10 protein-coding genes are annotated in these 13,176 nt (G+C 58.9%); 4 read left to right on the top strand and 6 right to left on the bottom strand.

Translation table 11 applies throughout. The features are described from left to right. The first annotated feature begins 16 nt into the window (after window positions 1-16). Complete coding sequence (locus tag AC6I99_RS06060) at window positions 17-415, top strand: very short patch repair endonuclease (RefSeq protein ID WP_497947195.1); 399 nt, start codon at window positions 17-19, stop codon at window positions 413-415. 1,592 nt (window positions 416-2,007) lie between these two features. On the opposite strand, the gene AC6I99_RS06065 is transcribed toward AC6I99_RS06060, so the two are convergent. Genes AC6I99_RS06065 through AC6I99_RS06075 form a run of 3 tightly spaced genes read right to left on the bottom strand, consistent with a single transcriptional unit; the run spans window position 2,008 to window position 3,936 of the window. Further along, the gene (locus AC6I99_RS06065) at window positions 2,008-3,108 is read right to left on the bottom strand and encodes a hypothetical protein (RefSeq protein WP_497945911.1); all 1,101 of its coding nucleotides are present in this window, start codon (window positions 3,106-3,108) and stop codon (window positions 2,008-2,010) included. After that, window positions 3,105-3,779, bottom strand: a complete 675-nt coding sequence (locus tag AC6I99_RS06070; protein WP_497945910.1) for an RNA polymerase sigma factor — start codon at window positions 3,777-3,779, stop codon at window positions 3,105-3,107. Before AC6I99_RS06070 ends, AC6I99_RS06065 begins: the two co-directional genes overlap by 4 nt. Window position 3,780: 1 nt before the next feature. Beyond that, complete coding sequence (locus tag AC6I99_RS06075) at window positions 3,781-3,936, bottom strand: hypothetical protein (RefSeq protein WP_497945907.1); 156 nt, start codon at window positions 3,934-3,936, stop codon at window positions 3,781-3,783. 497 nt (window positions 3,937-4,433) lie between these two features. Between AC6I99_RS06075 and AC6I99_RS06080 the strand changes: the two genes are divergently transcribed. The 3 genes from AC6I99_RS06080 to AC6I99_RS06090 all read left to right on the top strand — a co-directional run bounded on the left by AC6I99_RS06080 (window position 4,434) and on the right by AC6I99_RS06090 (window position 7,793). Further along, window positions 4,434-5,825: an APC family permease gene (locus tag AC6I99_RS06080; RefSeq protein ID WP_497945904.1), complete on the top strand. Its 1,392-nt coding sequence runs from the start codon at window positions 4,434-4,436 to the stop codon at window positions 5,823-5,825. A gap of 163 nt (window positions 5,826-5,988) precedes the next feature. Next, the gene (locus tag AC6I99_RS06085) at window positions 5,989-6,603 is read left to right on the top strand and encodes a dihydrofolate reductase family protein (RefSeq protein WP_497945902.1); all 615 of its coding nucleotides are present in this window, start codon (window positions 5,989-5,991) and stop codon (window positions 6,601-6,603) included. 341 nt (window positions 6,604-6,944) lie between these two features. Then, window positions 6,945-7,793, top strand: coding sequence for an esterase/lipase family protein (locus AC6I99_RS06090; RefSeq protein WP_497945900.1), 849 nt, complete (start codon window positions 6,945-6,947; stop codon window positions 7,791-7,793). Between the two features lie 411 nt (window positions 7,794-8,204). On the opposite strand, the gene AC6I99_RS06095 is transcribed toward AC6I99_RS06090, so the two are convergent. From AC6I99_RS06095 to AC6I99_RS06105, 3 genes are all read right to left on the bottom strand, one after another. Beyond that, window positions 8,205-10,625, bottom strand: coding sequence for a hypothetical protein (locus AC6I99_RS06095; protein WP_497945899.1), 2,421 nt, complete (start codon window positions 10,623-10,625; stop codon window positions 8,205-8,207). Window positions 10,626-11,165: 540 nt separating this feature from the next. After that, entirely contained in the window at window positions 11,166-12,410 is a 1,245-nt protein-coding gene (locus tag AC6I99_RS06100; RefSeq protein WP_497945898.1) for a flavin-containing monooxygenase, read from the bottom strand. Next, window positions 12,400-13,173, bottom strand: coding sequence for an alpha/beta fold hydrolase (locus AC6I99_RS06105; RefSeq protein ID WP_497945897.1), 774 nt, complete (start codon window positions 13,171-13,173; stop codon window positions 12,400-12,402). The genes AC6I99_RS06100 and AC6I99_RS06105 overlap by 11 nt, the downstream gene beginning before the upstream one ends. Window positions 13,174-13,176: the final 3 nt, after the last annotated feature.

Here is a 13,176-nt window from a genome sequence, read left to right on the forward strand (position 1 = left end):
GACTGTGGTGGACTTCATGACACCAGCGAATAGAAGCGCCCACATGGCGAAGATTCGTTCATTCGACACGAAGCCGGAGCTACTGCTGCGGCGAGCGCTACATGCTGCTGGGTACCGCTACCGCTTACACGACCGAAGGCTTCCGGGGACGCCCGACCTGGTCTTCGCCAGCCGCAAGAAGGTCATCTTTGTGAACGGTTGTTTTTGGCATGGACACAGTTGCGGCGTGGGCAGCCGTCTTCCGAAATCGAACACGGATTTCTGGAAAGAAAAGCGGCGACGTAATAGTGTTCGAGATACGCGTCAGAGATCGCAGCTGACTGAGATGGGATGGTCCTACTTGGACGTTTGGGAATGCGAATTGTCGACGAAAGATGAGGCTGAAATAGTCAAGGTTCAAGAATTCCTAGGGTGACTTTACGTAGCAATCGGGAATCTGTGTTCATTGCCATCTATTGAAGCTATTCAATAAGAATTATTGACGCTGCCACGCGCCATGCTGAGTCATCTGGTGCCAAGCAGGATTCTTCCCACGGCGGCTTTTAGGGCATTTATTGAAGTAGTTAGAGTCGGCACGCGCAGGGCCCGGACACACCAGTCCGGTTGTCAGCCGTAACGTCCATGCCTGCGTGTTCTCCGAGCGACATCCAAAGCTGAACCAGGGGCCCGGGGAATGACCAGAGATGCAACATCGAAGCTCCCGAGAGCCTGTGTCAACGGCTCCGACCAACGTTCAGCAAGCGGGCCCTTTCGTGTGGGTCTACTGCCCGAGGTGGATTCCTTTCCACGCAAGACTCCCATGAAACCGTGAAGGAAGGATTCTCAGCGGGTCGATTTCATTTCCTAGCTGGTCAAGTGGCCTTTCTATTCCCATTCGGACTGCCAGGCTGAGACCGCAGACTTGAGCCTGGGGCCCGGAGAGAAGTTTCAAGGGAGAGTCGGTCGTTTCGGCAGGCGCAAGCCATCGGAAGGATCCAGGAAACCACAATCTCGGTTGTCGGCTAACGTCTCGACCGAGTCTTGTGGCGTCGACTGATGAATCACTTATTGAAGTCAGGAACAGCAGGCCACCAAGCCCGAATCCAACGAATGCTAGGTATTGATTTCCGGGCTGGATTCGAATGGATTGGTGACTCCCTGCCTCCCATAGATAGGTTGTGGATACGCCAAGTTGAACGTAGCACCCCGGTGGCACGGACCGGCTGCTATACGCTCGCTCAAAGACTGAGTGTGGGACACGTCCTTGAGGACTGACGTGCGTCAAAAGCAGCGAGCGTACCAAGGCCCAGAATCCAAGTAACTGGATTTGGTCCGCAGTTAGACATCTTCCGTGGGTGCTCTCGAGAAGTTTGTAGATAATCGGCTCAGCAGCGCATTCCAGATCATTCAGCCAACCTTGATTGCATTCTCTGCAGACATTATTCACCGTCATGTCAAACTGCGTAATGGGTCGTTCGATGAGTTCCGTGCCAGAACTCGACATATACGAAAAGGAAAGGCTTGGGACACGGGGAAACTTGTCCTTGAACGATTTGCGGAGCACATGCTCGCGTGAGCGCTTCCCGGAGGTGGTGCGGCAAAATAGGCAACGGGGTGGATCGGGGGTTCGCTGAGGGATGCTTTGATGAGGTTTTGCGTTGCCTTCTGGTTGTGAGACTTCCGATGAATTCATAATTGTTGACTTCGATTCTTTAGTCAGTGGTCCAAACCCGGATGGGAATTGAGCTGGCCTTAAGTTGAACGAGCCTAGGTTTATGTCTCCCGGTTCGTTGGGTAACATCAAGGCTTCTTCGCGGTAAGCCTATCTGGCGAGTCCTTGCTAGGCTTGCCGCGGAGAAGCTCAAAGCCATCCGCCGCCAGCGACTCCCGCTTGAAGGTTGGAGGACAGAAGAGCCTGATTCATAATCGCTTGCTGTGGCGTTGGTGTCGCGCTGACGACCTGGCTGGGGGATATGACCGAAATTGGTTAGGCTCCGCTCATGCGCCCCACCCAGGACCGGGTAACAGTCAATCGATAGAGTCTACGACTGATGTTCGGACGGAAGTCCAAGTTGTGGTGGTGCCCGCGGGGACGATTGAGTTTCCTGTTTCGTTCACCGCGCGCATGCCGATGAATAGCCCGCTGGCCGGGTCAAAGATGACGTCCGTGCGCACCCCGTCCTCTGTTCTGCCGACGGCTGTCCCGGAGCGGCCATCCAATGCGGTCTGTTGTTCCGTGACGATGGCGCCGGGAACCAGGGCTGCGGCCCGGTAGAGCGCTGCCCTCCACTCGGCCGGCACGACGCCGGTGGCCAACTGACCTGCAATGAAGCTCCAAACGCTGGCGTCGGTGCCTTTGATCTCGGCCTTGATCCAATCCACCAAGGCCGCAGGTTCCCTCGGAATGGTCGCTTCCTCCGCTGGGCTCAGATTCCCAAATGTCACGGAATTCGCGCTGAAAACCACGCTGCCACCCAGACCGCGTAGTTGTCGACCGGGCTCAGGGCTTTGGAGCCCTTTGGACCTATAGTAGTTTTCGATTTTTTCCTTGGTGGCGGTGCCGAAGTATTCAGCCGGCTCAAGAGGACCAAGATTAAGGACCCATTCACCGTTCCGGTCGTACGGAACAAAGAGCTGGTTGTCGGAGCGCGCGGTCCACATGAGACCGTTTTCGGAGGCATTGATTATTGATTCGGCTATATCGAGCCTTAAGTACTGTCCCGGACCAACCGCCGGATCCGTCGTTGCGATGACGGAGTCGGCTGCCCTGTTCAACAGCTCTGCAGCATGAGCCGTTGCCGGAATGGTGTTTCCTCCAAGATGAATTACGTCCGATGCGACGAGGCCACCAGCCAGCACCGCTGCCGCTGCGGAGACAAGGATTGTCCTCCGGATTATCCTTTTCGGCTGCGAGAGCTTTTGCGCTTGGGCTTCGCCGTTGCTTTCGGCGCGTGAGGCGGAACTTCCATGTTGGGCGTCGGCCCCGAGGGGCTGCAGTGTTCTGGCCCGTATCCCGGTGTTTTCTAGCCAGTTACGAGCGGACCGGGATGTCCGGTTCGCTTCCTCGACGAGAAGGATCTGGACGCGGTTTTTGGTGTCCTTCGGATAAGTCACTTCAGACAGGTTCATGACAGTCTCGTTTCAACGATTTTCGTGTCGGTTTGTTCGATGCGCTCTTTTGGCCTACTGAAGGCGGTCAGCTTAACTCGGGCGCGGTGAAGTCTTGACTTCACCGTCCCGGCGCGGATGCCTAGTGTTGTTGCAGCTTCGTCCTGACCGATTCCGTTCAGTAGACACAGGATCACTACGTCGCGTTCGCCGTCGCTTAGTCCCGCCGTCGTGGCCAGCAAGTCTCGGACGGAACGTTCGGCGTCGAGCCTCGAAGCGATCGCTTCCGCATGGTCGGCTTCGTGTTCCCCATGACGTGAATCCGAGTGCGGCAGCCTGGCAAGAAAAGCGGCATGCCGTTTGGCTGCCCTGGCACGGTTGCGGTTCGCGTTTGTTGCGACCCCAAGAAGCCAAGGCAAGACACTGTCTCGTTCCAGTTTGAGCCTGTCCCGTTGCCGCCATGCCTCTAGAAAGGTGATTGAAGCGAGTTCTTCGGCATCATGCCAGGAACCGCAACGGCTCAGGCAGTACCGGAAGACCGCATCCGCATGCCGGTCGAATAGGGCACCGAATGCGTCAGCGTTGCCTGCGACGCACTCTTGCCACAGGTCTTGATCGGATTCCCCCGTTTGCCTCATGCCTTGTAGTGTCCGCAGCTCCGCAAATGGTTCCCGGAAAGCCAGGTCTTCCAAGTTAGGCATTTTTGCCCGCCACGTACTCCGCGTCCAGTTCCACGCCGCCGAGGATCGACGAGTAGTGCCGTGTCAGCCACGGAAGCCCCACCGCGTACAGGCTGGGCTGTTCGGTGACGCCGGCCTTGTGCTTTGGGTAGAGCGATTCGTCGACCACCGGGATGTCGATGAAGGACAGGTCGAGTTTGTATCCGGTGGCCCACAGGACTGAGGTGATGTTTGCCTGGGCCAGGTTCAGCCGGGCCGGCTCGGAGGGTAGCCAGTCGTCCTCCGGTGTTGGAGGCTGCTCTTCTGCAGGTGCATGCCGCGCCGACCGAGTTCGCGGAGGTGGATGTCGTGGCCGCCGTCGGTGCTTTCATGAGAACGCGGCCGCGGCCATGGCCTTCGAGATCTGTGTGCCCGGCACCGCGATAGGGATTGTTGCAAAGGCCCGACTGGTCCGTCACTCCTTCACATATTGACTGTGAGCCGGCTCACCGCCACAATAAATGAACGCTATTCATTTCTAGCATGAGGCTCGTGTCCTTAACGGTAGAGCTCGAGCCAATCCAGCACTTCAGGATCGCGGGAACCCCGCAGGTCCGGTCGCAGCTAGGAAGTTTCGGCAAGGCCGGAAGCTTCGTTAGTAACCCAGCATGACGACTTAGGATCCCCATGACCCCCACATTCAATACAGATACACCGGCAGGCGAGAAGCCTGTGGGGCCAATTTCCGCTCAGACCGTAAACCAGGGTTGGCGCCGTGTTCTCGGTGTTCCGTCGCTGGTGTTGCTGGGCTTGGTTTACATGGTGCCCCTGACGATCTTCAGCACCTACGGCATCGTGGTGGAACTCACGGGTGGGCGACTATCGGCCGCCTACGCCGTGACGCTCGTGGTCATGCTCTTCACGGCACGCTCGTATGGTCGGATGTCGCAGGCGTTCCCGTTCGGTGGTTCCGCTTACACGTATGCGACGCGGTCGTTCGGCGCCGGCTTGGGATTCATGGCCGGCTGGTCGCTCCTACTCGACTACCTGTTGCTGCCGATGATCAACTACCTGCTCATCGGCATCTATATGGAGGCTGCCTTCCCGGCTATCCCTGCTTGGGTGTTCATGATTGTCTCCATCGTCGCTGTCACAGTGCTAAACGTCATGGGCATCACGGCGATTGCGAAGGCCAACTTCGTAGTAGTGGGGCTTCAGGCGCTCTTCATCGTTCTATTCGTCGCACTGGGACTCTCATCCATCACGGGCACCGGCAACCTGGACTTGATGGCGCCTTTCACCGGCGCCGTGGGTGCCGAAGGTCTCTCACCGATCTTCGCAGGCTCCGCCATCCTCTGCCTTTCCTACCTCGGGTTCGACGCCGTCTCCACCTTCGCCGAGGAAACAAGGGACCCGAAGCGCAACCTGCCCAAGGCCATCATGCTGACCACCATCCTGGCCGGCGTCATCTTCCTCGGTCTGGCTTACATCAGCCACCTGGTTCTTCCGGTCAGCAGCTTCAACGATGTGGACTCCGCTGCCATCGAGGTCATCGACAAAGCAGGTGGGGAGCTGCTCGTCGCCTTCTTCACGGCTGCCTATGTCGCGGGCAGCCTCGGATCGGCGCTCACCTCGCAGGCTTCGGTCTCACGCATCATCCACTCCATGGGCCGCAGCGGCGTGTTCCCGCCAGCTTTGGGAAGGCTTCATGCTCGATTCCAAACGCCCGTTCTTCCGATTCTGATCACATCGGGCGTCTCACTGCTGGCCTTCGTGCTCGACCTGTTGACCATCTCCTCGCTCATCAGCTTCGGAGCGCTGGTCGCGTTCTCCATCGTCAACCTGTCGGTCATCAAGCACTACTACTTTGACCGGAAGGACCGCGGCACCAGGGGAGTGATCTACAACCTGATACTGCCGGGAATCGGCTTTGCGCTAACTATCTGGTTGTGGACGAGCCTGAGTGGATTGTCCTTTACCTTTGGGCTTGCATGGGCTGGCGTGGGCCTCGTCTACCTCGCCATCCTCACCCGCGGCTTCCGGCGGCCGGCACCGCAGCTTGATTTGAAGGAAGCGTAGAGGGCTTCCGTAACTCAGCCCCATGTCGGCGACGGCGACAGCGCAATGTGCTGTCGCCGTCGTCGTTCTTCTCTGGTGACCATTGCCACGCGGGGGTTCGTGTGGAAGCCTCGACATGATCCTGTCGCCGGGGTGACGACGGGCAGCAGGGAAGGAACCCGACATGGGACTGATCCATATTGACCTGTTCACTACGCTCGACGGCGTCGCTCAGGCGCCCGGTGGCCCTGAGGAAGATCCAGAAGGCGGTTTCGAGTTTGGCGGCTGGCAGGCGCCTCTCTTCGACGATGCCGTTGGTGAACAGGTCGAATCAGGGATGGTGGGGATGGACGCGCTGCTGCTCGGGCGCCGGACCTATGACATCTTCGCGTCGTACTGGCCACACCAGGACAATGGAATCGCACGGTTGTTCAACCGCATACCGAAGTACGTGGCATCGCGTCAGTCGCTGGACCTCGAGTGGGATGGTTCCTCCCAGCTTGGTCCCGATGTGGCGGCTTCCTTGCACGAGCTCCGCGGCAAGCACGAGAACATTCACGTGATCGGCAGCTTGGACTTTGTGCAGACCCTGTTCGCGGAGCGGCTCTTCGACCGGCTCAATCTGTGGGTGTATCCGATCCTCCTTGGCCGTGGGAAGAAAGTCTTCGCCGATGGCGTCGTACCGACGAACCTTCAACTCATCGAGCCGGTGGTCGCCTCGCCAAAGGGTGCCGTGATGCAGCGGTACGCCCTGGTTGAGGGGACGCCCGGGGTGGGGGATATGACCGAAATCGGCTAAGGCTCCGCTCATGGGGCCCAGCCTCGAGGAGAAGTCGGCTCGCCTTTGGACCATCATGATGAAGGGAGGCATCCTGGCAGCCTATGCAATGGCCTTCGCTGCCTTGATCTTGGTCGGCCGAGGCCGGCGCTAAGGACTTCCACTGGACCTTGGTCCGCTGCGGATTACTGCGCCGCCCAGTGAAGATCGACTTACGAGCGCTTGTGCGGCAAACCCGGTCCGCGTGCAGGTGCACGTTTTCTCAATATCTTCGCACCCTATTGCAACCCGCCGGTAAGTTACTGCAAAGTAACTAGGAATGCCGCGGACATAGGGGTTCGCGGCCCAGAGAAAGGCAGGCCATGCGCCGATTCCGACTCACTGCCGTCCTCGCCGCTGCGGCGCTCACGATTGGACTCTTCGCCGCACCCGCGGCTCAGGCCGACTCGATCTCGCCGGACCCGCCCGGAGCCAATGACTGGACGTGCAAGCCTTCGAGCGTGCATCCATATCCGGTGGTCCTCGTCCCGGGGACGTTCGAGACAATGTACAAGAACTGGGCGCTGCTTTCGCCAGTGCTCAAGGACCAGGGGTACTGCGTCTTCGCGCTCAACTATGGGGTGGCCAACGGTGTCCCCGCCAGCGGGGCAATTCGGAACTCCGCAGCTGAGCTTGCGACGTTCGTGAAATCAGTTCTCGGCGCGACGGGTGCGAAGAAGGTCGATCTGGTCGGGCACAGCCAAGGCGGGATGATGCCGCGGTACTACATCGGCTTCCTCGGCGGCGCCAAGTATGTGCACCACCTCGTCGGCATTGCGCCGTCGAGCCATGGCACTCAAGGTCTCATCGCGCCGTCGCCCGCGGGGATGATTCTCGACACGACCGCAACGAGCACCCTGTGCCAGGCGTGCGCGGACCAGCATGCCGGGTCGGCGTTCATGGCCGAGCTCAACTCGATCGGCGACACCGTACCCGGCCCGTCCTACACCGTCATCTCGACCCGTTACGACGAGGTCGTTACCCCTTACACGAGCCAGGCTCTTGTTGGGCCGGTGAAGCAAGTGTCCAACCTTGTGCTTCAGGACTACTGCCCACTCGACACTTTCGAACACGATCAATCTCCTAACGATCCGAACGTGTGGTCCCTCGTCTCCAACGCGCTCCTCCAAAGCGGCCCCGCCGATCCAACGTATCGCCCGCACTGCGTGTAGCGGGCAGTATCCCTCCTTCGCAGTATCGGTCCCCACCGATAGGTCCGCAGATTTGCCGCACCCACAACCGATGTTGGTGGTGTCCCATTCCTTCGAACGAGGACAGTCACAACCTTGGGGACACTTCCCCAAGGTTGTGACTTGATCCCACCAATTGAGTTTGAGATCGCTCGGTATAGCACCGGGCGCACGTAAGACGATCCTTTACCGTTCGTTGCTACTGCGACAGCGGTGGCGCGGGCGATCCAAGTCGGCGATCCAAGTCTTGGGGCAGCTACGCCCAGACGACCAGGTGATGCGGACCCGTATGTCCAGAAGCCCTGATCAGGCAGTCGAGGACGGGGTTCATACGGTCAAGTCGAGATTGAGATCGTTGGACGCAATGGGTTGAGGAGATCGATGCTGCCGGCGTCAGGCCGGATCCTGTCGGCGCTGACGAGCGCGTTGAGCCTTCCGTTGCGCTTCATCCATGTTGGAGGACAGTCGAGCGCCCTGAATGTTCCAGTCGAAAGCAAGCGAATCCGGGGCAACAAAGGACTCCCAGACTCCATCGAGATATGACTTGAAGACTTCCGCCCGGGCCAGCCTATCTTCGATGCTCCTCGAGTCTATAAGGGCTGATCTAACACTGGGGTCCAAGATTGGGGTATCGACTACCATTGCGTCGAGGTACGAGAATTGAGTGATCATCTCCTTATGCATGTAGGCCCCTACGTTCGTGATTCTGAATGGCCCGCTGGATTCTTGTCCCGGAGCAGTTTCAAGAAGCCTGTGCGCGACCGCACGGCCCAACTGCCATTGAATCTGTTCCGGCAGGAAGTCCCATTTTTGGGCAACCTCGAAGATGTCCTCTGCGTTCACGTACCCCTCGTTCAGTCGAGGCTGCCCCGTCGTATGAATGTAACCAAGAAGCAGGGGGAGCAGAAAGTGCTCTCTTTCATCTCCGATAATGATGTCAAACAGATTAACAATTCGGCTTGATGACGGGTCGTAATAGTCGTTCTCACCAAAAAGTATGGAGCGGAGGAACTCATGTGCCGGGATGACGTAGCTGTTTCCGTTTGCGGCTACTTCTAAGACGCGAGCCGTGTCAACGTAACCACTGCCGATGAAGGCCGAGAGAAACTCCAAGGCAAGTCGAACGTTGCCCCCGCTGAGATTTTCCAGGAGCTCGATCAGTATCTTGTCTCGGGTGAATCCGAGTTCGAGTGCGTCAAGATACACCAACAGGTCTTCCGTGCTGACGCTTAACCCACTCATTTCCAAGTCTTGATCAACGAGCTTTTTCCTAGCGAAGGCGAGCCTTTTAGCGATGACCTCCGAGACTCGGGGAGGAGCCACGAGAAATGCTCTAGGTTGATACGCAGCTAAGACGCCTCGCCGCTTTGAATCATAAAAAGTCGCTGGCCTCAAAGAGACAAACACGGTGGCACCAAGTGATGAACTGAGTGACTGCGCGATAACGAAAATCTCGTTCTGGAAGTCAGTCGATCGTTGATCGATGTTGTCGAGAACGAGTACGGACTTCCTTCGCGCGGTAGCGTCTAGATGCTTTAGTGAACGCTCAAGATGTCTCGCCTTGTTAGCGATGAGCTGGGAGAGATGCTCAAGTTCCCGTGATGCATACGTCGCTGGGTCGGCATCAGCTAGCGGGCCATAAATTCCCCTTCGAAAGCGGTTCAGTTCTGGGTTGTATACGGCTCTTACAAAAGTGTTCTCCAAGAGGTCTATACCGTGGTCAACCTCCAATTGCTCAATGACGGTGTCGACTATATGTTGCTGCAACTCCGTCTGGAGGGCTGGCTGTCGACCGAAATCGACGTAGAAGACCAAGCTAGTCTTTAGCTCCTGTGCAGCTTCAACCCGCAGCAGGTGCTTGATGAACATCGTCTTGCCGACGCCTACATCACCAAGAAGGACTATAGGCTTGCTGCTAACAGCGCCAGCTACGAGATCATGTTTGAGCGACGGAGCAAGGCCCTTCTTGCTCCGAACGCCCTCCGCTTCGACGCCGAGCAGGTCCGGCAGAGCGGAATAGCGATTTCTCAATATCTCTTTGCTTACCAACGAGTACTGTGAAAGCGTCCCGCTCTCGTAGTAACACTCTCTGAGGAAGTCATCAGAGACGTGTGCGTCTCCTTCGATGTCCTGAATGAAAACGGTTGAAAGAATCTTCAGATCGGTCTCCCGAGCGGAGCGACGGCGGAAACCTGGATAATTGAGAAGACTTGCCGACATTTTCGGTGGTGGTTGCTCGTTTGGGGAGCCCGCCATCAGAACTTGCACGAGCTTTCGTTGAACGAGAGCCTCTCGGCTCAACATGTCCCAAAGCGCCCTGAATCTCTCCACCATGTCTTTGAAGGATGCGAAAACCAGGGCATCTCCTTCGTATGGTGATTTGCCGTCCGTCCGAGAGCCCAGAAACACCGCCAGCTGATGACCGTTCGCAATACCAGCTAAGGGGATGCCCATCCTTTGCGCATATCCGAGTACTTGCTCGACGGCCTCTTTAGCCATTGGGTCTCCGCATAGGGTTTGCATTGATACCGTAGTTCGGCCTTCGAGCCCGACGGGAAGCTCAAAGGCTTTGCCCTCCCTCTTTGCTTCGATTACAAGGGAACGGCCTGGGGCGGAAATAACGTAGTCTGCGAAGCCGGGTTTTGCGTGTTCCTCAGTTACGAATGAGCTGCGAGGATGCCCGAGGCACTCGACCAAAAGAGCATCGATAAGCTGAAAGCGAGTCGTGTCTTCGTTCCGGCCACTGTAGTCGGACTTGGCCAGTTCCTTCATCCGTTGGAACCCCATCTGGTAGGGGTCTGCGCTTAGCTTCATTCCCATATACTAAGTGCCCATTGCGGATCGCCTCATCAGCAGATGCGGCGAAAAGTTAACGGGAAAGTTATTTTGGACCGAAAGAGAAACTGCAATACCAATTACTCTTTTACTTTTCTCTTTCCAGACCGGGTGCGGTCCTCGTCTGTTCCTCGTTGTGAACCTTGTGCTGGGTGGTGAACTTGCGCGCCCGTAAGCCGGTCGATCATCGTGCCGATGGAACCACTTACACGTTCCATGCTGTTGCTGGCTTGGATCACGTACATAAGACCGCACGATGAGATGCACTATGAGGGGAGATTACCGCAATCGTGTTCCTTATGTATGACTGGAATGAAAATCGGCGCGTCTCAACGAGCGATCAGGATCTCGCTGCCCAGCGTCGTTTGACCCAACGTCCTGCGAAGGCCGGAGCATGAGCTGCCCGGGCCCACTCAGGTCGGTAACGCGCTCGAATACCAAGACTCCCTACGGCAATGACAGATATGAGGTCCCTATCGCTAAGTTCTGTTCCGCGGCGGTGTGTCCTTAGGCCATTATTCACGCGGCAACGCGCCCCGCCACGTACTCCGCGTCCAGCCCCACACCGCCGAGGATCGATGAGTAGTGCCGTGTCAGCCACGGGAGGCCCACCGCGTAAAGGCCGGGCTGTTCGGTGACGCCGGCCGTGTGCTTTGGGTAGCCCCATTCGTCCAGGACGGGGATGTCGATGAAGGACAGGTCGAGTTTGTATCCGGTGGCCCACAGGACTGACGTGATGTTTGCTTGGGCCAGGTTCAACCTCGCTGGCTCAGCGGGCAGCCAGTCGTCCGAGGGCAAGGGGGCCTGCCCTGGAGCATCAATCCCCGCCGCTGCAATGTAGGCGTCAATGGCTTTCCGCATGCGTTGGTTGAAGCTGGATTCGACTGTTGCGAGGCGTTCGGGGAGGTCGTCGCTGAAGGTGATGTCGCCGTCGTCGACGTTCTCCAGGCGGCCGTGCAGGTGCATGCCGCGGCGGCCGAGTTCGCGGAGGTGGATGTCGTGGCCGCCTTCGGTGCCGGAGAGCAGTGGGTTGCAGGCGAAGCGGGCGGCGGGGGAGGGGAGTGCTTCGCGGGTGAGGGCGTTGATGCCGTAGTCGGGGCCGTGCTTGGCGGTTTCGAGCATCCAGTAGATGAGGTCGTGGCCGCGGTAGCGTCGGGGTGCTTCGGGGCAGGTGGAGACGGCAAGGTGGACTTCGCGGCCGGCGTCGTGCAGTTCCTCGGCGATCTGACCGCCGGACTGGCCTGTTCCGACGATGAGGACGGCGCCGTCGGGCAGCTGGTTCGGATTGCGGTAGTCGTGCGTGTGGAGCTGGACGATCTCCTTGGAAAGGCCGGCGGCCACGGCCGGGACCTTGGGGACCTGGTACGCGCCGGTTGCCAACACCACCTTGCGGGCCTTCATGTGCCCGAGCGACGACTCAATACTGAATCCGCCGTCGGGGGAAGCGGCCAGCCGCGTTACGTCCACGCCCGTGTGGACGGGAGCGCCGATCACCTCCGCGTAGCGCCTGAAGAGGTTGACCACAGCGTTGCGGGGAATGAAGGCCTCAGGCTCGTCGCCGGTGTAGGGCATGCCGGGCAGGTCCAGGCTGAAGTTCGGCGTGTTCATATAGAACCCGTCCCAGCGATCCTGGAATGCGCCACCCAGGGAATCCCGACGCTCCAATATCCGATGCTCGACGCCGGCCTGGGTGAGCCAGTAGCTCGTCGCGAGTCCCGCCTGCCCTGCGCCGATGATGACCGTGTCTATTGGCTTAGTCGGCATTGTTGCTGCCCTCGGCTCGTTGCCAATGCTCGCGCAACATGCCCGCGAGCCTCCCGGGTTCAATCCGGTGCGGGGGATCGAAGTGGTGGCGTTCCTCAAACACCTCCACACGGTAGTCCCGGAAAACAGTGGATAGGCGATCGGCGATGTCACCGTACTGGTCCGGGTTGCTCAGGCCGCCCAGAACGTACAGCACGGGACGTTCAAAAGAAGCCAGGCGCTCGCGGTCCAGATGATAGTTCCGGAAATCCTTCAGGAACGCCCTGATTCCGGCAGGCCGCTTGGCCATCCACGGCGGCGGGTCACCCGCCGGCGGAGGCGGCAGGACGACGTCGGGCCTCACCGACAGCCTCATGAACTCCGGCATGAACTGCTCCGGAGGCAGCGACTCGAGCGCGCCCAGCTGCTCCCAGAAGCGGGCGTGGGCCTGGCTCCAGCCCCAGTCTCCCGCCCATGCGGGTTCCAACAGTGTGAGGCTAAGCAGGCGCTCGGGATACTTGGCAGCGAAGGCGAGGGCCGCGGCCCCGCCGCCCGAATAGCCCACGAGGTGGAACATGTCCCATTGTTTGGCGCCTGCCTCCCGCAGGACGCCGTCGACTTCGGTGTCGAGCGTCCAGTCCGACGGCGGTTGGTCGCCCTCATAGAGATCCAGGTCCTTGGCCACGGCGTCGACGTCCGGCCCCAAGGCCTCAAGCAGCGCACCATAGGCGGGCCCCGCAGGAAGGACACTGCCCGGAAGGAGGACCACTCGAATGGGTTCCATGGC

This window comes from Arthrobacter sp. TmtSoilC77, assembly GCF_059739415.1.